Annotated in this window: 17 protein-coding genes; 11 read left to right on the forward strand and 6 right to left on the reverse strand. The window is 66.6% G+C overall.

Going from position 1 to position 17,732, the window contains the following annotated elements; all coding sequences use genetic code 11:
• Window positions 1-24: 24 nt before the first annotated feature.
• Window positions 25-702: a DUF427 domain-containing protein gene (locus C6A82_RS10345; RefSeq protein ID WP_105342935.1), complete on the reverse strand. Its 678-nt coding sequence runs from the start codon at window positions 700-702 to the stop codon at window positions 25-27.
• Between the two features lie 143 nt (window positions 703-845).
• Here C6A82_RS10345 and C6A82_RS10350 point away from each other — a divergent pair, with 143 nt between their 5' ends.
• Window positions 846-2,276, forward strand: coding sequence for a wax ester/triacylglycerol synthase family O-acyltransferase (locus C6A82_RS10350; protein ID WP_105342945.1), 1,431 nt, complete (start codon window positions 846-848; stop codon window positions 2,274-2,276).
• Between the two features lie 4 nt (window positions 2,277-2,280).
• Here C6A82_RS10350 and C6A82_RS10355 read toward each other — a convergent pair whose 3' ends face one another.
• On the reverse strand, window positions 2,281-2,535 hold the full coding sequence (locus tag C6A82_RS10355; RefSeq protein ID WP_105342933.1) for a DUF2631 domain-containing protein: 255 nt from the start codon (window positions 2,533-2,535) through the stop codon (window positions 2,281-2,283).
• A gap of 77 nt (window positions 2,536-2,612) precedes the next feature.
• Here C6A82_RS10355 and C6A82_RS10360 point away from each other — a divergent pair, with 77 nt between their 5' ends.
• Complete coding sequence (locus tag C6A82_RS10360) at window positions 2,613-3,446, forward strand: mycofactocin-coupled SDR family oxidoreductase (RefSeq protein ID WP_105342931.1); 834 nt, start codon at window positions 2,613-2,615, stop codon at window positions 3,444-3,446.
• Here the strand turns inward: C6A82_RS10360 and C6A82_RS10365 are convergent.
• Complete coding sequence (locus C6A82_RS10365) at window positions 3,439-4,731, reverse strand: deoxyribodipyrimidine photo-lyase (RefSeq protein WP_311101776.1); 1,293 nt, start codon at window positions 4,729-4,731, stop codon at window positions 3,439-3,441. The genes C6A82_RS10360 and C6A82_RS10365 overlap by 8 nt on opposite strands.
• A gap of 62 nt (window positions 4,732-4,793) precedes the next feature.
• On the opposite strand from C6A82_RS10365, the gene C6A82_RS10370 reads away from it, so the two are divergent.
• The 3 genes from C6A82_RS10370 to C6A82_RS10380 are packed head-to-tail and all read left to right on the forward strand — an operon-like array spanning window position 4,794 to window position 7,020.
• Window positions 4,794-5,663 carry a TIGR03619 family F420-dependent LLM class oxidoreductase gene (locus C6A82_RS10370; RefSeq protein WP_105344993.1) on the forward strand — a complete coding sequence of 290 codons (870 nt, stop codon included), beginning with the start codon at window positions 4,794-4,796 and terminating at the stop codon, window positions 5,661-5,663.
• Between the two features lie 57 nt (window positions 5,664-5,720).
• Window positions 5,721-6,191: a histidine kinase gene (locus C6A82_RS10375; protein WP_105344995.1), complete on the forward strand. Its 471-nt coding sequence runs from the start codon at window positions 5,721-5,723 to the stop codon at window positions 6,189-6,191.
• Window positions 6,192-6,216: 25 nt separating this feature from the next.
• The gene (locus C6A82_RS10380) at window positions 6,217-7,020 is read left to right on the forward strand and encodes a DUF4097 family beta strand repeat-containing protein (protein WP_105344997.1); all 804 of its coding nucleotides are present in this window, start codon (window positions 6,217-6,219) and stop codon (window positions 7,018-7,020) included.
• A 62-nt stretch (window positions 7,021-7,082) separates the two neighbouring features.
• Here the strand turns inward: C6A82_RS10380 and C6A82_RS10385 are convergent, their stop codons facing one another.
• The 3 genes from C6A82_RS10385 to C6A82_RS10395 all read right to left on the reverse strand — a co-directional run bounded on the left by C6A82_RS10385 (window position 7,083) and on the right by C6A82_RS10395 (window position 10,321).
• Window positions 7,083-7,667: a fasciclin domain-containing protein gene (locus tag C6A82_RS10385; RefSeq protein WP_105344998.1), complete on the reverse strand. Its 585-nt coding sequence runs from the start codon at window positions 7,665-7,667 to the stop codon at window positions 7,083-7,085.
• 133 nt (window positions 7,668-7,800) lie between these two features.
• Window positions 7,801-9,558: a cytochrome c biogenesis protein DipZ gene (locus tag C6A82_RS10390; protein ID WP_105345000.1), complete on the reverse strand. Its 1,758-nt coding sequence runs from the start codon at window positions 9,556-9,558 to the stop codon at window positions 7,801-7,803.
• Window positions 9,559-9,649: 91 nt separating this feature from the next.
• The gene (locus C6A82_RS10395; protein WP_105345002.1) at window positions 9,650-10,321 is read right to left on the reverse strand and encodes a fasciclin domain-containing protein; all 672 of its coding nucleotides are present in this window, start codon (window positions 10,319-10,321) and stop codon (window positions 9,650-9,652) included.
• A gap of 304 nt (window positions 10,322-10,625) precedes the next feature.
• On the opposite strand from C6A82_RS10395, the gene dxr reads away from it, so the two are divergent.
• The 6 genes from dxr to C6A82_RS10425 all read left to right on the forward strand — a co-directional run bounded on the left by dxr (window position 10,626) and on the right by C6A82_RS10425 (window position 17,728).
• Window positions 10,626-11,774, forward strand: a complete 1,149-nt coding sequence (gene dxr / locus C6A82_RS10400; protein ID WP_199193762.1) for a 1-deoxy-D-xylulose-5-phosphate reductoisomerase — start codon at window positions 10,626-10,628, stop codon at window positions 11,772-11,774.
• Window positions 11,771-12,997, forward strand: a complete 1,227-nt coding sequence (locus C6A82_RS10405) for an RIP metalloprotease (protein WP_105345006.1) — start codon at window positions 11,771-11,773, stop codon at window positions 12,995-12,997. The genes dxr and C6A82_RS10405 overlap by 4 nt, the downstream gene beginning before the upstream one ends.
• A gap of 8 nt (window positions 12,998-13,005) precedes the next feature.
• The gene (ispG, locus tag C6A82_RS10410) at window positions 13,006-14,157 is read left to right on the forward strand and encodes a flavodoxin-dependent (E)-4-hydroxy-3-methylbut-2-enyl-diphosphate synthase (protein WP_105345008.1); all 1,152 of its coding nucleotides are present in this window, start codon (window positions 13,006-13,008) and stop codon (window positions 14,155-14,157) included.
• A gap of 54 nt (window positions 14,158-14,211) precedes the next feature.
• Complete coding sequence (locus C6A82_RS10415; protein WP_105345009.1) at window positions 14,212-15,066, forward strand: GNAT family N-acetyltransferase; 855 nt, start codon at window positions 14,212-14,214, stop codon at window positions 15,064-15,066.
• 119 nt (window positions 15,067-15,185) lie between these two features.
• Window positions 15,186-15,857 carry a GNAT family N-acetyltransferase gene (locus tag C6A82_RS10420; protein ID WP_105345016.1) on the forward strand — a complete coding sequence of 224 codons (672 nt, stop codon included), beginning with the start codon at window positions 15,186-15,188 and terminating at the stop codon, window positions 15,855-15,857.
• A gap of 53 nt (window positions 15,858-15,910) precedes the next feature.
• Window positions 15,911-17,728 (forward strand): penicillin-binding transpeptidase domain-containing protein, encoded by a 1,818-nt coding sequence (locus C6A82_RS10425; RefSeq protein WP_105345011.1) that lies wholly within the window; start codon window positions 15,911-15,913, stop codon window positions 17,726-17,728.
• Window positions 17,729-17,732: the final 4 nt, after the last annotated feature.

Consider the following 17,732-nt stretch of genomic DNA (forward strand, 5'->3'; position numbering starts at 1 on the left):
TCAGCGTGACCCAGCGCGCCGAAATCACCAGCTCGGGAGTTCGGCCACGACGTCGGCACGGGTGGTGTCGAACGCGAAATGCCCCCTGAGAGGCTCGGTTTCGGGCAGCGGATCGTCATAGCTCCATGCGACGTCGTCGACGACGGAGTCGCCGATCACCGCCGACCAGTACGTGGCCCAGCCCTTGTAATTGCAGTAGCTGCTGGTTTCCGAACGTCGCAACACATCGGTGCGCACATGTGACGGCGCGACGTAGAGCAGCGGTGCAAGCGCCGTCTCGAAGACGATCATCGTGTCCGAGGTGTCGACAAGCGTCGTGCCGCCGACGGTGACCCGCAGCGCGCGGCTCGTCGGGCGGCAGTCGACTCGGTGGTAGGGGTTCGGCGGGTAGTGGACGAGGGTGCGTCCCTCTTCGACCCAGGTGTCCACCGCGTCCCACGCGACGTGCACGTATCCCGGCGCCTCCGCGACGGGTTCGTGGGGGAGGCCGCCGACCACGTCGGGCGGGAACGCGAACTGCAGTGGTCGTCCGGCCCGATGCACGAGCAGCGCCCGTTCCGTATCGAGCACTACTGAGCCGTCGCGCAACGCCTGGACGCGACGCGGGTGGGGTTCGACGAACACCACGTCGTCGGGCAGCGGCGGTGCGAACCAGCCGGCGGGATCCTTGCTCAACGGACCGCGTCCGGTGACGAGACTCATTCCCAAAGCCTGACAAAAGACCGGCCAACCGTCACGCTCCGGGTGTCACTTTCCCCGAAGCGGCCTGCGGTGGCCTCATAGAGAGTCAAATGGCGGGGTACATGTGTCGGTGTGTCGGGGGTTGACGACGGATTGGGGTGGGCGTGAAACGACTCAACGGCGTGGACGCCTTGATGCTGTACATCGAAACACCCGAGGTCCACATGCACACGCTCAAGATCGGCATCCTCGATGTGTCTGGCCTGGGCGGATTCAGCTTCGACCTTTTCCGTCAGGTCGCGTTCCCGCGGCTGGCGGCCATGGCGCCGCTTCGCTATCAGCTCGTCGACATCCCGATGAAGCTGCATCACCCGATGTGGGTGATCAACGAAGAGATCGATTTCGACTATCACGTCCGTCCGATCCGGGTGCCCGCCCCTGGTGGACGTCGTGAGCTGGACCAGCTGATCGGCGAGATCGCCAGCACGCCGTTGGACCGCAGTCGACCACTGTGGGAGATGTACGTCGCCGAGGGTTTGGCAGACGACCGCATCGCGATCATTCACAAGGTCCACCATGTGCTTGCTGACGGGACGGCGTCGGCGAACCAGATGGCGATGGCGATCCAGTCGCAGGTGCCGTCGGGGATCATGGGCGTATTCGAAGAGCCCGACATCGCGCGCACCTCGCCTGCGCTGCTCAAGGCGGCCGCGCGCGATCACGTCAGGCTGATCCGGAAGCTGCCCCGACTGGTCAACGAGACCGCGTCGGGGATATCGCGAGTGCGGCGCCGGTCGAAGGAACGCGGCGAGCAACCCGATCTCGCGCGTAATTTCTCCCCGCCCGACTGCTTCATCAACCATGTGGTGACCCCTGGGCGCCGCTTCGCGACCGCGCCGCTGTCGCTGACGGACGTCAAAGAGGTGTCCAAGCGCCTTGGCGTCACCCTCAACGACATCGTCCTCGCGATGTCGGCGGGAGCGCTGCGCAAGCTCCTGCTGCGGTACGACGGCAAGGCCGACGCCCCGTTGATCGCCGGCGTGCCGGTCAGCACCAACCCGTCGACGGAGCGGTTGGCGGGCAACGAGTTCACCTACATCACGCCGTCGCTGCCCGTGCACATCGCCGACCCGCTCGAGCGGGTCAGGGTGACCGCCTTGTCGACCACCATCGCCAAGGAGAACCACCAACTGCTCGGCCCTACGATCCTGCCTGCGTGGCTGTCCTATCTTCCGCCTTCGCTCGCGCCGCCCGTGTTCCGCAAGCAGGCCCAGCGACTGGAATCGGCCAGCGTCATGAACCTGACCATCTCGAACGTGCGGGGGCCGCGCGAACGAGGCTTCATCGAGGGTGCGACGGTCAGCGAGATCTATTCGGTGGGACCGGTCGTCGTGGGCAGCGGCATGAACATCACGGTGTGGAGCTACGTCGACCAGCTCGCCATCTCGGTGCTCACCGATGACCGCACGCTCGACGATCCGCACGAGGCGACCGACGCGATGCTCGAGGCGTTCAGCGAGATCCGCGAGGCAGCGGGCATCACCGGCGACCTGACGCCGGTGGGCGCGGTGTTGCCGCTGGCCGCGGCGACCTGAGGCGCTAGCGGGTCCAGCCGCGGCGGCGCAGCCACCAGTCGCGGAAGACGACACCGAAAATCACGATGGCGAATGCGACCAGGAAGATGTCCTCGACGCGCCCGACGTGGTTGCCCTTCAGCATCGCCAGGATGAACAGGCCGGATAGAATGCCGCCGATCTGAACCGCCTTGTGGCTCTCCTTGGACCAACCCCATGCCGCCGACGGCACGTCCTCGATGTCGACACCATTGGTCTTGTCCAACTCGGTGCTCACCACGGCTGCTCCTCACGGTCGGGTTTGGCTGACGACATTCTTTCATAGGGCTACTACGCGTCGCCGTAGTGTGGTGCGTCATGACGGGACAGTTCGAGGGCAAGGTGGTCTTCATCTCCGGAGCGGCGCGGGGTCAGGGCCGATCACACGCGGTCCGGTTCGCGCAGGAAGGCGCCGACGTCATCGCCGTCGATCTGTGCGACCAGCTCGACAGCGTCGCGTACCCGATGCCGACCCGCGAGGACCTCGACGAGACCATCAACCTCGTCGAGAAGGCCGGTCGACGCATCGTCGCCGAGCAGGCCGACGTGCGCGACTTCGAACGGCTCAAGGACGTCGTCGCCAACGGCGTCGCCGAATTCGGCCGAATAGACTTCGTGCTCGCCAACGCCGGCATCTTCCCGGCCGCAGGACCGCAGCGACTGGACATCTCGTCCTTCGTCGACGCCATCGACGTCAACCTCAAGGGCGTCTACTTCACGATCGAGGCGGCGCTGCCGGCGATGTTGGAGCATGGCGAGGGCGGGGCGATCGTCATCACCAGCTCGGCGGCGGGATTCAAATCGGTCAGCACCACCTTCGACACCATCAGTCACGGTGCAGCGGGGTACACGGCCGCCAAGCACGGCGTCATCGGGGTGATGCGCCATTACGCTACATCGTTGGCCGAGAAGAACATTCGGGTGAACTCTGTGCATCCTGGCGGCGTCGCGACGCCGATGATCATCAACGAGGCGATGGGCCTTCTCGTCGGCGATCAGCCCGAGTTCGGTGAGGCGCAGCGACCGAAGCTGTCCATGCCGCCGATGGAGCCGTCGGAGGTCACCGACGCGATCGTGTACTTCTGCGGCCGCTCGGGCCGCCATGTCACGGGTGTCGCACTACCTCTGGACGGCGGCCTGACGCTCAAGTGAGGGCGCTGTAGCGGCGCAGCGCCTCGGCGCGCTCGGCTTTGTGGTTGACGATCGGGGCGGGGTAGTCGTCAGTGCCCAGCTCGGGAATCCAGCGTCGTGTGTACGTCCCGTCGGGGTCGAACTTGTCGCCCTGCGTGGTCGGGTTGAACACCCGGAAGTACGGTGCGGCATCGGTGCCGGTACCCGCCGCCCACTGCCAGCCATGCTGATTGTTGGCCATGTCGCCGTCCACCAGCTGCTCGAGAAACCAGCGCGCACCCCACTGCCACGGCAGGTGCAGGTCCTTGACGAGGAACGAGGCCGTGATCATCCGCACACGGTTGTGCATCCAGCCGGTCTCCGAAAGCTGGCGCATGCCGGCGTCGACGATCGGATAACCCGTCCTGCCCGCCTTCCACGCTTCGAACGTCTTCTTCGCCGCGGCGTCTTCGTTCACCTTCATTGAGTCGAAGTTCTTGTTCCAGTTCCACCAGACGCTGTCGGGCCACTCGTTGACCACCGATGCGTAGAAATCGCGAAAAGCCAACTCCCGCAAGTACGCCTGCGCACCCTTGCCTCCGCCGAGGTCGACGACCATGGTGCGGGGGTGAATGGTGCCGAACTTCAGATGCGCCGACATCCGGCTGGTGGCAGGCAAATCGGGCCGGTTGCGGTCGTCGGCGTAGCCGGCGAGATCCTCGCTCACGAAATTCTTCCACTGCTTCAGCGCGGCCTGCTCGCCCGCGGGCAGATCGAGTTCCACTCCGAGGTCGGGTATTTCGACTCCACCCGTGATGCCGGCCGGGTCGATCCATTTCGCCGTCTTCGGACCCGACTTCGCCGGTGCTCGCCAGCCGTGTTTCCGCCATGCGCCGAAGAACGGGGTGAAGACCTTGTACGGCTCACCGCTGTCCTTGACGACGCGGCCGGGAGAGGCCAGATACGGCGACCCGGACGTTTCGAGCGGAATGTCGCCCAGCGCGTCGCGGACCGCCTCGTCGCGCCGGCGGCCGAACGGGGTGAAGTCGCCCGAGACATGCACGGCGGTGGCGCCGACGGATTCGGCCAGCGCAGGGATGCGCTCGTCGGGCCGCCCGCGGGTGACCATCAGCTTGCCGTCGAGCTCCTCGTCGAGTGAGCGCAGCGCGTCGTAGAGGTACTGCAGGCGCCTCGGGCCCGATGATGCCTTCAGCCGCGGGTCAAGAACGTAGCAGGCCAGCACCTCGCCGTCGGCGTCCGCGGCGTCCAGCAACGCGGGCAGATCATGCAGCCGAAGGTCGCGCCTGAACCACATCAGGGTGGGCATGGGATTGATGCTGCCCGAAATTCGCGATAGGCAAACGGGGACAACCGACGGAAGGGTGACGCATGCAGTTCTGGTCCGGTACGGCTTTCATGGACCCGTTGGAGGCCGTGCCGGTCGCCAAGATGCTCGATGAAGCGGGGTACGACGGGATCGTCACCTCGGATCACATGATCTATCCGCGCGAGCTGTCGTCGCCGTACCCCGATTCGGAAACTGGGAAGCCGGGCTGGGAACCCGACAACCCGTGGCCGGATCCCTGGGTGTTCACCGGCGCGATGGCTGCGGTGACACACCGCCTGCGCTTCTCGAACGCGGTCTACATCGCGCCCGCCCGTCCTCTCCTCGAAGTGGCCAAGCTCGTCGCGGCGGCCGCCGTCGTGTCACAGGGGCGAGTGGCGCTTGCGGCAGGGGTCGGCTGGATGCGCGAGGAGTACGACCTGATGGGTCAGGACTTCGCCACCCGCGGCAAGCGGCTCGACGAGATGATCCCCGCGCTGCGGGAGCTGTGGAAGGGCGGCTGGGTGTCGTGGAATGGAGAGCACTATCAGGTGCCCGAGATGATGATCGAACCCCACCCGCCGGCACCCGTACCTGTCTACTGCGGTGGGGAGTCTGATGCCGCGCTGCGCCGTGCCGCGCGGTTGTGCGACGGCTGGGTCGGCTACGCCTACGGATTCGACGACGCGGTCGGATACGCCGGGAGGCTGACTGCGCTGCGCAGGGAGTACGGGCGCGAGGACGAACCGTTCGACATTCTGCTTGCGCTTCTCGAACCGCCATCGGTTGATGTGTATCGCCGCGCAGAAGACGCGGGCATCACCCAGGTGATGGTGCGGCCCTGGTTCGGTCAGGAGACCGGTGCGGCCGGTGCGGAGGCCTACCGGCCGGCGATCGAGGATTTCGCCGAGAACTTCATCCAAAAGTGCAGGTGAATCCCGCACAGCAGGCGTGACATTGCACTGACATCAAAGTGATGTCACCATGACACAATGGACTTGCAGCCGTACGTCGACGCGGTGCGTCATCAGCTTGGTGTCGCCGCCGCTGCCGGGGGAGTCGACGCGGAGGCTCTCGCCGACCGCCTGACCGCGCCGCTGGATTCGGCGCTTCGCCTTGCCTTGCTCGAGGCGCTTTCAGATGCGGCCGAGGAGATCACCCGCGAACTCGCGCCGCGATCGGTGGACGTGCGACTGCGCGGACGCGACCCGCAGTTCACTGTCAGTGCCGACGAGGATTCGCCCGACCACGCGCCTCCGGTCCCGGACGCCACCGACGACGGCGGTACGTGGCGGGTGACACTGCGGCTTCCGGAAAGCCTGCGGTCCGCTGTCGACGCGGCCGCCCGCGCCGAGGGCCTATCGGTGAATGCCTGGCTGGGCCGTGCCGTCGCGTCGGCGCTCGGCGGCAGGCGCCGTGCACGCGCCGATACCGACAAGCACTTCAGCGGCTGGGTTCGCTGACAACAGAGACAACCGAGGAGAGAACATGCCGAGATACCCGACCTCGCAGCCGATCACGGCCTCCGTCGAGATCGTCAGCGGTGTCGTGCACGTGGTCGCGACAGACCGCGAAGACACGGTCGTCGAGGTGAGTCCACGCGACCCGGATTGCGCCGCGGACGTCCGCGTAGCCGAGAATGCGCGTGTCGACTTCCGCAACGGCACCCTCACCGTGTCGGCGGGCAGGCGCTTCGTCTCGCTCGGTCGGGGCGGTGCCGTCGTCGTCGAGATCGAGTTGCCGTCGAGGTCCCGTCTCCACGTGTCGTCCGCATCCGCCCGACTTCATGCCGAAGGTGTCTACGGCGACTGCCGCTCAGCCACCGCCAGCGGCGACGTGGCCATCGAATCGGTCACCGGAAACGTGAAGGCGGACAGTGCCTCCGGTGGCATCACAGTCGACGTGCTCGACGGCGTGGCGGTCGTGTCGACCGCGTCGGGCGATGCTGCCTTCGGTGAGGTCAGCGGTGACGTCAGGTTGCGGGCGGCCAGTGGTTCGCTGTCGGTCCGACGACTCCGCGGAACAGTCAACGCGCAGACCGCTTCCGGCGACGTTGCAGTGGCCGCAGCGGTGAACGGTGAGATTTCGGTGCAGACCGCCAGCGGCGATGTCGAGGTCGGCATCGGGGAGGGCACCGTGGCCCGGCTCGAACTGCGGACTCATTCGGGGACAGTGAGGAACGGCCTCGAGTCGACCGACGGACCCGGCCAGGCCGAGGAGACTCTCGGCGTCAACGTGCGGACCGGCTCGGGTGACGTGACGGTGCGACGCGCCACGGTGGCAGCGGTCTAACCCGACGGCGGCGGCCCGGTCGTAGAGACCGGGCCGCCGGGCGTATTCGTCTGTGCTGGAACCTAGTTCGTCGGGGGCATCAACACGGTGTCGATCATGTACACCTGCGCGTTGGCGGTCGACACGCCACCGCAGACAACCGAGGCGTCGTTGACCTTGAGGCCACCGCCCATCCCGGTCACGTTGACGTCGGCGCCCTGCACGGTCTTGTGTGTGCCGACGACCTGCATCGGGCTGGCCTGACCCGGTACCACGTGGTACGTCAGGATGCTGGTGAGCAGCGCGGAGTCGGTCTTGAGCTTCTCGATGGTCGCCGGGTCGATCTTGGCGAATGCGTCGTCTGTGGGGGCGAAGACCGTGAACTCGCCGCCGTTGAGCGTGTCGACGAGATTTACGTTCGGGTTGAGTTGCCCCGAAATCGCTTTCGTGAGTGTTGTCAGCATCGGATTGTTGGAGGCGGCGACCGCTACCGGGTCCATCGCCATCCCGGCGACCGAGCCAGGACCGGTCGGCACCTTCTCGGCATAGGCGGTACAGGCGGTCCCGACCAGTTCGGCCGACGCACTGCCTGCGGTGGTCAGGGACATGCCCATGGCCGCCGCTGCCGCAAGGCCCGCGACCGCAACGGTCCTCTTCACATTCTTCATCGGTTATCCACTTCCTGTTAGCGGACGACACCGGCTGTCGTCTCTGTTCGGGTTTCCGTAAGGAATTCGGAGCCCGGACACGTGCGGATTGGTCTCGAGCCGAATCGGTTTCACATCGGGGCCCGATCCGCCGTCAGCCATAGGTGAACGAGAACGCTTGCAGACCTCGGCTCAATCGCACCTCGAGCTCTCCGCGACCGACGTCGCCGCGCGCTACGAGCTGGTATGACGTCGGCGCGCCGGTGATCGGCACCGTCCTCGATCGGCCATTGCCGATGACGGTGACAGTGCCCTCGCCGCCGGCGACGATGTAGACGTTCTTCGCGTTGTACTTCAGCGCGATCCGCGAGTCATCCGACTCGGCCGTCGCGCCCTGATAGTCGAGCCTCCAACGACCGCGGTAGGCGAAGGTGTCGTCGGCGAGCCGCAAGGGGTAGACGAAGTCTGTGGTGCCTTCGTCATAGGTGTCGGGCCCGCCGTAGTTCACCATCTTGCCCACCCCGAGGTACGTCTCGGGTGTCTGTCCCGCCGTGGGAGTCTGATCGACCGAAGCGGTCGCAGCGGGCAGATCCTCATCGGGGTTCGCGTTGAGTAGCAGCTGCCTGATCAGGTTCTCGGTGACGTCGTAGTCGCCCTCGCCGAACTTGATATGGCGCACAGTGCCGTTCGCGTCGATCAGGTACTCCGCCGGCCAGTAACGGTTGCGGTAGTTCGTCCACGTCGACAGGTTGTTGTCGAGCGCGACCGGGTAGGTGATTCCGAGTTCGGCGGCGCCGCTGGCGACATTGGCGCGGTTCTTCTCGAAGGCGTACTCGGGGCTGTGCACACCGATGACCTCGAATCCGGCGTCTCTGTACTTGGCGTACCAGTCGACCACGTGCGGGATGGCGCGCTGGCAGTTGATGCACGAGTAAGCCCAGAAGTCGACGAGCACGACCTTGCCGCGCAAGGAGCCGAGGTCGACGGAAGCACCGCCCGGTGTGTTCAAGTATCCGGCGATGCCTTTGATATCCGGTGCGGTACCGCAGCGTTCGAGCTGTGCGGCGCCGTTGGTGCAGTTCGACAGCTCGCGGTTCTGATCGTTCACCAGGCCGCCGAGATCGAGTTTTTTTCGGACCTCGTCGGACGCGACGACCTTGTCCTGAAGCGAGCCGGTGTAGTCGGGGATCGCCCGCTGTAATTTGGCCGGCATATTGAACACCAGGACCAGCGCGAAGACCAGCATCACGATGCCGCCGATCACCCGGATGCGGCGCTGATGGCGGCGGAAGCTGCCGACCCGTTCGGCCACCCGCTGACCGGCCAGCGCGAAGAACAGCAGGGGAAGGGCGGCGCCGACAGCGAAGGCGATCGTCAACGCGACGGTGTCGAGGCCGATCGAGCCGGTCGCACCCGCAACCACGATCGCGGCGAGCACGGGGCCCGCACACGGCACGTACAGCACGCCGAGCGCCAGGCCCAGCCCGAAACCGCTCTTGCCGTCGCTCATGTGAAGCGTTGGGATACGGCTGAACGGCTTTTCCAGGATCTGTTCGAAGCGCGGAAAGACGAGGCCGAGGCCGATGGCGGTCAACGCGACGAGGCCGGCCCATCTGATCGCGTCCTGCGGGAGATGCAGCAGCGACAGCGCAGACGTTCCGACGAGCGTGACCACGCTGAAGCTCAGCACCAAACCGCCGATCACCCGGTAGGGCCGTAACCGCTCCGACAGCGCAGGCTTCGCCGCGACGGCGACAGCGGTGCCGCCGCCCGCATCGGAGACCGAGTCGGTGTCCTGTGAGCGGGAACCGTGCGTGCCGGAGAAGAAGATCACCGGAAGCACCGGCAGGATGCACGGCGAGACGCCGGTGATCAAACCCCCCAAGCAGCCGATCAGTACCAGCGTGAGCATGTCGGATATTCGCAGCGGCAGCGCATTTGGATTGGTCTAGGCACAAAGAGCCCCCGACACTCGCAGTGCCGGGGGCCTTTGCGTCGGTCGGTTATGCCGCAGGTGGCATCAGCACGGTGTCGATCATGTACACCTGTGCATTGGCGGTCGAGACGGCGCCGCACACCAGCCCGGCGTCATTCACCTTGAGGCCGTTGCCTTCTCCGGTCACGTTGACCTCGGCGCCCTGCACTGTCTTGTGTGTGCCGACGACCTTCGCCGGACTGGCCTGGCCGGGCACCACGTGGTAGGTCAAGATGCCGGTCAACAGATCCTTGTCGGTCTTGAGCTTCTCGATGGTCGCCGGGTCGATCTTGGCGAACGCGTCGTCGGTCGGGGCGAACACCGTGAACTCACCGCCGTTGAGCGTGTCGACCAGGTTCACCTGTGGGTTGAGCTGACCCGACAGCGCCTGCGTCAGGGTCTTGAGCATCGGGTTGTTCGACGCCGCCACAGTCACCGGGTCCTGTGCCATGCCCGCGACCGAGCCGGGGCCCTCGGGCACCTGCTTGGCGTAGGCCGCACAACCCGAACCGATGAGGTTCGCCGCCGGATCGGCCTTCGCCGACGACGTGGGCGCAGGTGCAGCGGAGGACGATTCTGCCGCCGCCGAAGAAGATGTCTCGGATTCGGTCGAGCTGTCGGTCGAACACGCCGACAGGCCGAGTACCGCCAGTGCCGCGATAGTGGCTGCCGTCAGCGTGCTGCGTTGAACATTTCTCATTTGGTGCTCTGACTCCTTGGTCACGGACGTTGTGGCCGCCCATTGGCATGACACGGGTGCATTCGACGTCAGGCCGGTCGCGGATGGGCGCGCGACGGGTCACGTCATACTTGGGTCACTTTCGGCCGGGCACGCCGAACAGCGGCACAATGGGGCGGTGAGCACAGCGGACGCGAGGAGCAGAACAGGCACAGCGGACGGGAGGAGCACGACAGGCACAGCGGACGCGAGGAGCAGAACAGGCACAGCGGACGCGAGGAGCACGGAAGGCACAGCGGACGCGAGGAGCAGAACAAGCCAGCGCCTGCGGGTGCTGATCCTCGGCAGTACGGGTTCCATCGGCACCCAGGCGCTCGACGTCATCGCCGCCAACCCCGACCGCTTCGAGGTGGTCGGCCTGGCCGCAGGCGGCGGAAACCCCGATCTGCTGGCCCGTCAGCGCTCGGAGACCGGCGTCACGAACATCGCCGTCGCGGACGTCGACGCGGCGGAGAAAGTCGGCGACGTCACCTACAGCGGCGCGGAGGCCGCCACGTCGCTGGTGGAGAACACCGAAGCCGACATCGTGCTCAATGCGCTGGTGGGCGCGCTCGGCCTGCCGCCGACGCTGGCGGCGCTGGCCAGCGGTGCGCGGCTGGCGCTGGCGAACAAGGAATCGCTGATTGCGGGCGGCCCGCTGGTGTTGAAGGCGGCCGCGCCCGGGCAGATCGTGCCCGTCGACTCCGAGCATTCCGCGATCGCCCAATGCCTGAGGGGCGGCACCCCCGACGAAGTCGCCAAGATCGTGCTGACCGCCTCGGGCGGACCGTTCCGGGGGTGGACCGCCGAGCGCCTCGAAGACGTGACCCCCGAGCAGGCAGGCGCCCATCCGACCTGGTCGATGGGCCCGATGAACACGCTCAACTCGGCGTCGCTGGTCAACAAGGGCCTCGAGCTGATCGAGACGCATCTGCTGTTCGGCATACCGTACGAGCGGATCGAGGTGGTCGTGCACCCGCAGTCGATCGTGCACTCGATGGTGACGTTCACCGACGGCTCGACGATCGCCCAGGCCAGCCCGCCGGACATGAAGCTGCCGATCGCGCTGGCCCTCGGCTGGCCGTCGCGGGTGCCCGCCGCGGCGCAGGCCTGCGACTTCACCAGCGCCTCGACCTGGGATTTCGAGCCGCTGGACGCTGCCGTATTTCCGGCCGTCGAACTGGCCAGGGAGTCTGGCCAGCGCGGTGGCTGCCTGACCGCGGTCTACAACGCGGCCAACGAAGAGGCGGCCGCGGCCTTTCTGGACGGCCGGATCAGGTTCCCCAGAATCGTGCGAACCATCGCCGACGTGCTGCACGCCGCAGACCAGTGGGCCGCAGAACCAGCTACCGTGGAAGAAGTACTTGACGCGCAGCGCTGGGCCCGGGACAGGGCAAGGGGCGCGGTTTCTCGGGAGGTTGTCGCCACAAAATGATGTGGGTCATCGGCGTCGTGCTGTTCGCGCTGGGCATTTTGATCTCAGTGGCGCTACACGAGTGTGGGCATATGTGGGTGGCGCGTGCGACGGGAATGAAGGTGCGCCGCTACTTCGTCGGTTTCGGTCCTACCCTGTGGTCCACCCGCCGACCCAACAAGCTCGGCTCCACCGAATACGGCGTCAAGGCCATCCCGCTCGGCGGGTTCTGCGACATCGCGGGGATGACGTCGATCGACGAGATAGCGCCAGAAGACCGCCCGTATGCCATGTACAAGCAGAAGACATGGAAACGGGCCGCGGTGCTCTTCGCCGGTCCGGGAATGAACTTCATCGTCGGCCTTGTGATCCTCTACGGCATCGCACTGTATTGGGGTCTACCCAACCTGACCCCCCAGCCGGCCGCCTACGTCAGCCAGACCTCCTGTGTCGCACCGGAGATCAGTAAAGGGAAGTACGCCGCGTGCACAGGTGGCGGTCCAGCCGCCGCCGCCGGGATCAAGCAGGGCGACGTTATCGTCAAGGTCGGCGACACCGATGTCTCCAACCCCGACGAGATGGTCGCCGCCGTCCGCGAGGCCAGCGGCCCGACGCCGTTCGTCGTCGAGCGCGACGGTCAGCAGATCAGCACGGTCGTCGACGTCGGCAAAACCCAGCGCTTCACCTCGGACACCGCCACAACCCCGTCGACGGTCGGCGCGGTAGGGGTGTCGGCGTCCGAAGTCGGGCCAGTCGAGTACACGCAGTACAACCCGGTGACCGCGATCCCCGGCACGGCGGCGTTCACCGGTGACCTGGTCGTCGAACTGGGCAAGGCGCTGGCGAAGATCCCCACCAAGATCGGCGCACTGGTGCAGTCCATCGGAGGCGGCGAACGCGATCCGGAAACCCCGATCAGCGTCGTCGGCGCATCCCGCATCGGCGGTGACGCGTTCGAACGCGGGCTCTACCTCGCGTTCTGGTTCTTCCTCGCACAGCTGAACTTCGTGCTCGGGGCGGTCAACCTGGTACCGCTGCTGCCGTTCGACGGCGGTCACATCGCGGTGGCCTTCTTCGAAAAGATTCGCAATGTGATCCGCAAGGCACGCGGTATGGCCGCCGCGGCTCCGGTCAACTACCTGAAGTTGATGCCCGCGACCTACGTGATCCTCGTGTTCGTCGTCGGGTACATGGCGCTGACCGTGACCGCCGACTTCGTCAACCCTCTCAAACCTTTCGAGTAGGAGACCTCATGTCCGTCGGCTTAGGCATGCCGGCACCACCCGTACCCACGTTGGCGCCGCGGCGAAAAACCCGTCAGCTCATGGTCGGCGACGTTGGCATCGGCAGCGACTACCCGGTCGCGGTGCAGTCGATGTGCACCACCAAGACCCACGACGTGAACTCGACGCTGCAGCAGATCGCCGAGCTCACCGCCTCTGGCTGCGATATCGTCCGCGTCGCATGCCCCCGACAGGAGGACGCCGACGCACTGCCCGCGATCGCTGCCAAGGCGAACATCCCCGTCATCGCCGACATCCACTTCCAGCCGAAGTACATCTTCGCCGCGATCGACGCCGGCTGCGCGGCGGTGCGCGTGAACCCCGGAAACATCAAGGAGTTCGACGGCCGGGTCAAGGAGGTCGCCAAAGCCGCCGGCGCGGCGGGCATTCCGATCCGCATCGGCGTCAACGCCGGATCGCTGGACAAGCGGTTCATGGAGAAGTACGGCAAGGCCACCCCTGAGGCGCTCGTGGAGTCTGCGCTGTGGGAGGCGTCGCTGTTCGAGGACCACGGCTTCGGCGACATCAAGATCAGCGTCAAACACAACGACCCCGTGGTCATGGTCGCCGCGTACGAACAGCTCGCCGCGCAGTGCGATTACCCGCTGCACCTCGGCGTCACCGAGGCGGGCCCGGCGTTCCAAGGCACCATCAAGTCTTCCGTCGCGTTCGGTGCGCTGCTGTCGCGGGGGATCGGGGACACCATCCGGGTGTCGCTGTCGGCGCCGCCCATCGAGGAAGTCAAGGTGGGCAATCAGATCCTGGAATCGCTGAACCTGCGGCCACGCAGGCTGGAGATCGTGTCCTGCCCGTCGTGCGGGCGCGCCCAGGTCGACGTGTACACGTTGGCCAACGAGGTCACCGCGGGCCTCGAGGGGATGGAGGTCCCGCTGCGTGTCGCGGTCATGGGCTGCGTGGTCAACGGACCGGGCGAAGCGCGCGAGGCCGATCTCGGCGTGGCGTCCGGAAACGGCAAGGGACAGATCTTCGTCAAGGGTGAGGTCATCAAGACCGTGCCTGAGCACCAGATCGTGGAGACTCTGATCGAAGAGGCGATGCGAATCGCCGAGGAGCGGGGGGTCGAAGATTCTGCCGGTTCGCCCGTGGTCACCGTAAGCTGAACGTGATTCCTGTGCCTGGAGTCACCACGCCCTGAGGCCGCAGAAAGAGTCCCGATGTCGGCTCCGCCGCTATTCCGCTTCGTCGACGAGCGACGGGTCTCGGTGGTGCGCGACGTCGCGGCGGTCCGGCAGGTGCTCGACGCCGACCCGGTCGGTTGCTGCATGGTGGACTCCCGGGTCGCCGAGCACGGCGTCGACCCCAGCGCCATCGGCGGCGAGCTGTGGACGCGCGGCCGGGCCACCGAATCGCTCTGCTATGCCGGTGCCAATCTCATCCCCTTGCGCGGCGTGGCCGCCGACCTGCACGCGTTCGCCGACAAGGCGGTCAGCTCCGCGCGGCGCTGCTCGTCGCTCGTCGGCCGTGCCGAGTTGGTGCTGCCGATGTGGCGCAGGCTCGAACACGCGTGGGGGCCTGCCCGCGACGTGCGCGACCGCCAGCCACTGATGGCGCTGGCGACCGCACCGCAGTGTCCGGTGGACCCTGCGGTGCGCCCGGTGCGCATGGAGGACCTCGACGTCTACCTGGTCGCCGCCGTCGACATGTTCATCGGGGAGGTCGGCATCGATCCGCGCATCGGCGACGGCGGCCGCGGCTACCGGCGGCGCGTCGCGGGGCTGATCGCGGCTGGGCGGGCATGGGCGCGGTTCGAGCGCGGCCAGGTGGTGTTCAAGGCCGAAGTCGGATCGCAGTCACCAGCGGTCGGTCAGATCCAGGGCGTCTGGGTGCATCCCGACTGGCGCGGTCAGGGCCTTGGCACGGCGGGAACGGCCACGCTGGCCGCCGCCGTGGTGCGCAGCGGGCGCATCGCGAGCCTGTATGTCAACGACTTCAACACCGTCGCCCGCGCGACCTACGACCGGATTGGCTTCGCCGAGGTCGGCACCTTCGCCACCGTCTTGCTGGACTGAGTCGCCGGCACGTCGTTGGTTCTTATGCTCCTCGCGTGCGCGGGTTAGTTTTATGCTCCTCGCGTGCGCGGTGGTTGGTTTTTATGCTCCTCGCGTGCGCGGTGGTTACGCTTCACGCCATGACCGACGACGCGCAGAAAGCCGAACGCAGAGAGATCGCCGACGCGCTCGTGCGCGCGCTCGAACGGCGCCACGAACTCCTCGACGTCATCGTCGAGTCCGAGGATTACGACGCGGCGGTCCGGGCGATCGCGTCCATGCTCTCGACGACGCACGTCGCGGGCGAGGCGGTCCTTCGACTCTCGTTCGATCGGCTGACAAAGGTTTCGCGACGCCGGATCCGCGACGAACTCAATGATCTCAACCACGAGCTGAGCTTCATGATCGGGGAGCGGCAGCGGAGCCCGGGCGAGAACCTGCAGCTTCGTCCGTTCTCGGCGGACACCGACCGCGACATCTTCGCCGCCCGCACCGAGGACGTCCGCGCGGCAGGCGACGGGTCCGGCGCTCCCGCGGGCCATCTCGATGACGAGATCCGCGCGGCCGTCGGCCGGGTGCACGCCGAAGAAGCGGTATGGCTGGTGGCGACCGACGGCACTGAGAAAATCGGCATGGTGTTCGGCGAATTGGCCGGCGGCGAGGTCAACGTGCGCATCTGGATCAGCCCATCGCACCGCAAGCAGGGTTACGGCACTGCGGCGCTCCGGAAGTCCCGTTCGGAGATGGCGGCGTACTTCCCTGCGGTGCCGCTGGTCGTCCGCGCACCCGCTGCGGGACCTTTCGGCGCCTGACTCGTGGCGCGCCTCCGCCGATTTGAGGTCTCAGTTTCTTAACATTTGCCTCAATGGCAACATTATTCACATCTGCAACGCGTATGGCGGGCCTGCTTGCGGTCGTGGTGACGTCGGTATCTTTGAGCTCCTGCACCCCCAAGCCGAACGGGCCGACACCAGCGGCGCAAGAGTTCTTCTTCGCGCTGGCCAAGGGCGACACCGGCGGTGCCTCGGCACTGACCGACCGTCCGGAGGACGCCAGGGCCGCGCTGAATCAGGCATGGAAAGGCCTGCAGGCCTCGTCGCTGCACGCACAGGTATTGGGGTCGAAGTTCGCCGAGGACACGGGCACGGTGTCCTACCGCTACACGTGGCACCTGCCGAAGAGTCGAACCTGGACCTACGACGGCCAGCTCAGCATGGTGCGCAACGAGGGACGTTGGGAGGTGCGGTGGACGACCACCGGCCTTCATCCCAAACTCGGTGAGCACCAGACATTCGCGCTGCGTGCCGACCCGCCGCGGCGGGCATCGGTCAACGAGCGCAGCGGCAGCGACGTACTGGTGCCCGGCAATCTGTATCACTTCGCGTTGGATGCCAGGAGCGCGGGCGCCTACCTGATGACAACGGCGACCGCAGTCGTCGATTCGCTGCGGCCGTTCGACGACACCCTGGACGCGCAGCGCCTCGCCGAGGAGGCGAGTTCGTCGCCGGGCCCGCTGAGCCTGATCACCCTTCGGCAATCCGACCGCGACCAGGTTGCCGCCGTGCTGGGCGAGCGGCCCGGGCTGGTCATCACGCCGCAAGCCGAATTGCTGCCCACCGACGAGACTTTCGCGCCAGCGATCATCGGTGAGGTCAAGAAGGCGGTGGTCGACGACCTCGACGGTCAGGCAGGCTGGCGGATCGTCAGCGTGAACCAGAACGGCGTCGACTCCGACATCCTCAACGAGGTGGCGCCCGCGCCCTCGCCGTCTGTCACCATCAGCCTGGATCGCGCCGTGCAGAACGCCGCCCAGAACGCCGTCGACGGCATCGGCGGCAAGAAGGCGATGATCGTCGCGATCAAGCCGTCGACCGGTGAGATCCTCGCCGTCGCACAGAACGCCGCCGCCGACGTCGACGGGCCTGCCGCGACAACGGGTCTGTACCCGCCGGGGTCGACGTTCAAGATCATCACCGCGGGCGCGGCCATCGAACGCGACATGGCAACGCCCAACACGCTTCTCGGCTGCCCGGGCACCGTGGATATCGGGCACCGGACGGTACCGAACTACGGTGGGTTCGACCTCGGGGTGGTGCCGATGTCGCGGGCCTTCGCCAGTTCCTGCAACACCACCTTCGCCGAGTTGGCCAGCCAGATGCCGCCGCGCGGCCTTACCCAGGCCGCCGCCCAGTACGGGATCGGCGCCGACTACAACATCGAGGGCATCAGCACAGTGACCGGTTCGGTGCCGCCGACGGTGAACCTCGCCGAGCGCACCGAGGACGGCTTCGGCCAGGGCAAGGTACTGGTCAGCCCGTTCGGTATGGCGATGGCGGCGGCCACGGTCGCAGCGGGCAAAACCCCTGTGCCGCAACTGATCGAAGGTCGCCAGACCGCTGTCACCGGTGACGTGTCTCCGATCACACCCAAGATGCTCGACGGGCTGCGGCCGATGATGCAGCTCGTGGTCACCAACGGCACCGCCAAGGATCTCAACGGGATGGGCGATGTGCGCGGCAAGACCGGCGAGGCCGAGTTCAACGGCGGTTCGCACTCCTGGTTTGCCGGCTACCGCGGCGATATGGCGTTCGCCGCGCTGATCGTCGGGGGCGGCAGCTCGGAGTACGCGGTGCGGATGCTGCGATGGATGCTCGAGGGCCTGCCGCCGGATTATCTCGCTTAGCGAT

The organism is Mycobacterium sp. ITM-2016-00318 (assembly GCF_002968285.2).
Lineage (GTDB): Bacteria > Actinomycetota > Actinomycetes > Mycobacteriales > Mycobacteriaceae > Mycobacterium.

Coding starts and splice junctions, on each gene's coding strand:
- C6A82_RS10390 (WP_105345000.1), bottom strand. CDS start 9,558: ATGCTCACGCTGGTACTGATCGGCTGCTTGGGGGGTTTGATCACCGGC.
- C6A82_RS10420 (WP_105345016.1), top strand. CDS start 15,186: ATGACCGACGACGCGCAGAAAGCCGAACGCAGAGAGATCGCCGACGCG.
- C6A82_RS10405 (WP_105345006.1), top strand. CDS start 11,771: ATGATGTGGGTCATCGGCGTCGTGCTGTTCGCGCTGGGCATTTTGATC.
- C6A82_RS10425 (WP_105345011.1), top strand. CDS start 15,911: ATGGCAACATTATTCACATCTGCAACGCGTATGGCGGGCCTGCTTGCG.
- C6A82_RS10370 (WP_105344993.1), top strand. CDS start 4,794: ATGCAGTTCTGGTCCGGTACGGCTTTCATGGACCCGTTGGAGGCCGTG.
- ispG (WP_105345008.1), top strand. CDS start 13,006: ATGTCCGTCGGCTTAGGCATGCCGGCACCACCCGTACCCACGTTGGCG.
- C6A82_RS10360 (WP_105342931.1), top strand. CDS start 2,613: ATGACGGGACAGTTCGAGGGCAAGGTGGTCTTCATCTCCGGAGCGGCG.
- C6A82_RS10380 (WP_105344997.1), top strand. CDS start 6,217: ATGCCGAGATACCCGACCTCGCAGCCGATCACGGCCTCCGTCGAGATC.
- C6A82_RS10365 (WP_311101776.1), bottom strand. CDS start 4,731: ATGCCCACCCTGATGTGGTTCAGGCGCGACCTTCGGCTGCATGATCTG.
- C6A82_RS10395 (WP_105345002.1), bottom strand. CDS start 10,321: ATGAGAAATGTTCAACGCAGCACGCTGACGGCAGCCACTATCGCGGCA.
- C6A82_RS10375 (WP_105344995.1), top strand. CDS start 5,721: ATGGACTTGCAGCCGTACGTCGACGCGGTGCGTCATCAGCTTGGTGTC.
- C6A82_RS10345 (WP_105342935.1), bottom strand. CDS start 702: ATGAGTCTCGTCACCGGACGCGGTCCGTTGAGCAAGGATCCCGCCGGC.
- C6A82_RS10415 (WP_105345009.1), top strand. CDS start 14,212: ATGTCGGCTCCGCCGCTATTCCGCTTCGTCGACGAGCGACGGGTCTCG.
- C6A82_RS10385 (WP_105344998.1), bottom strand. CDS start 7,667: ATGAAGAATGTGAAGAGGACCGTTGCGGTCGCGGGCCTTGCGGCAGCG.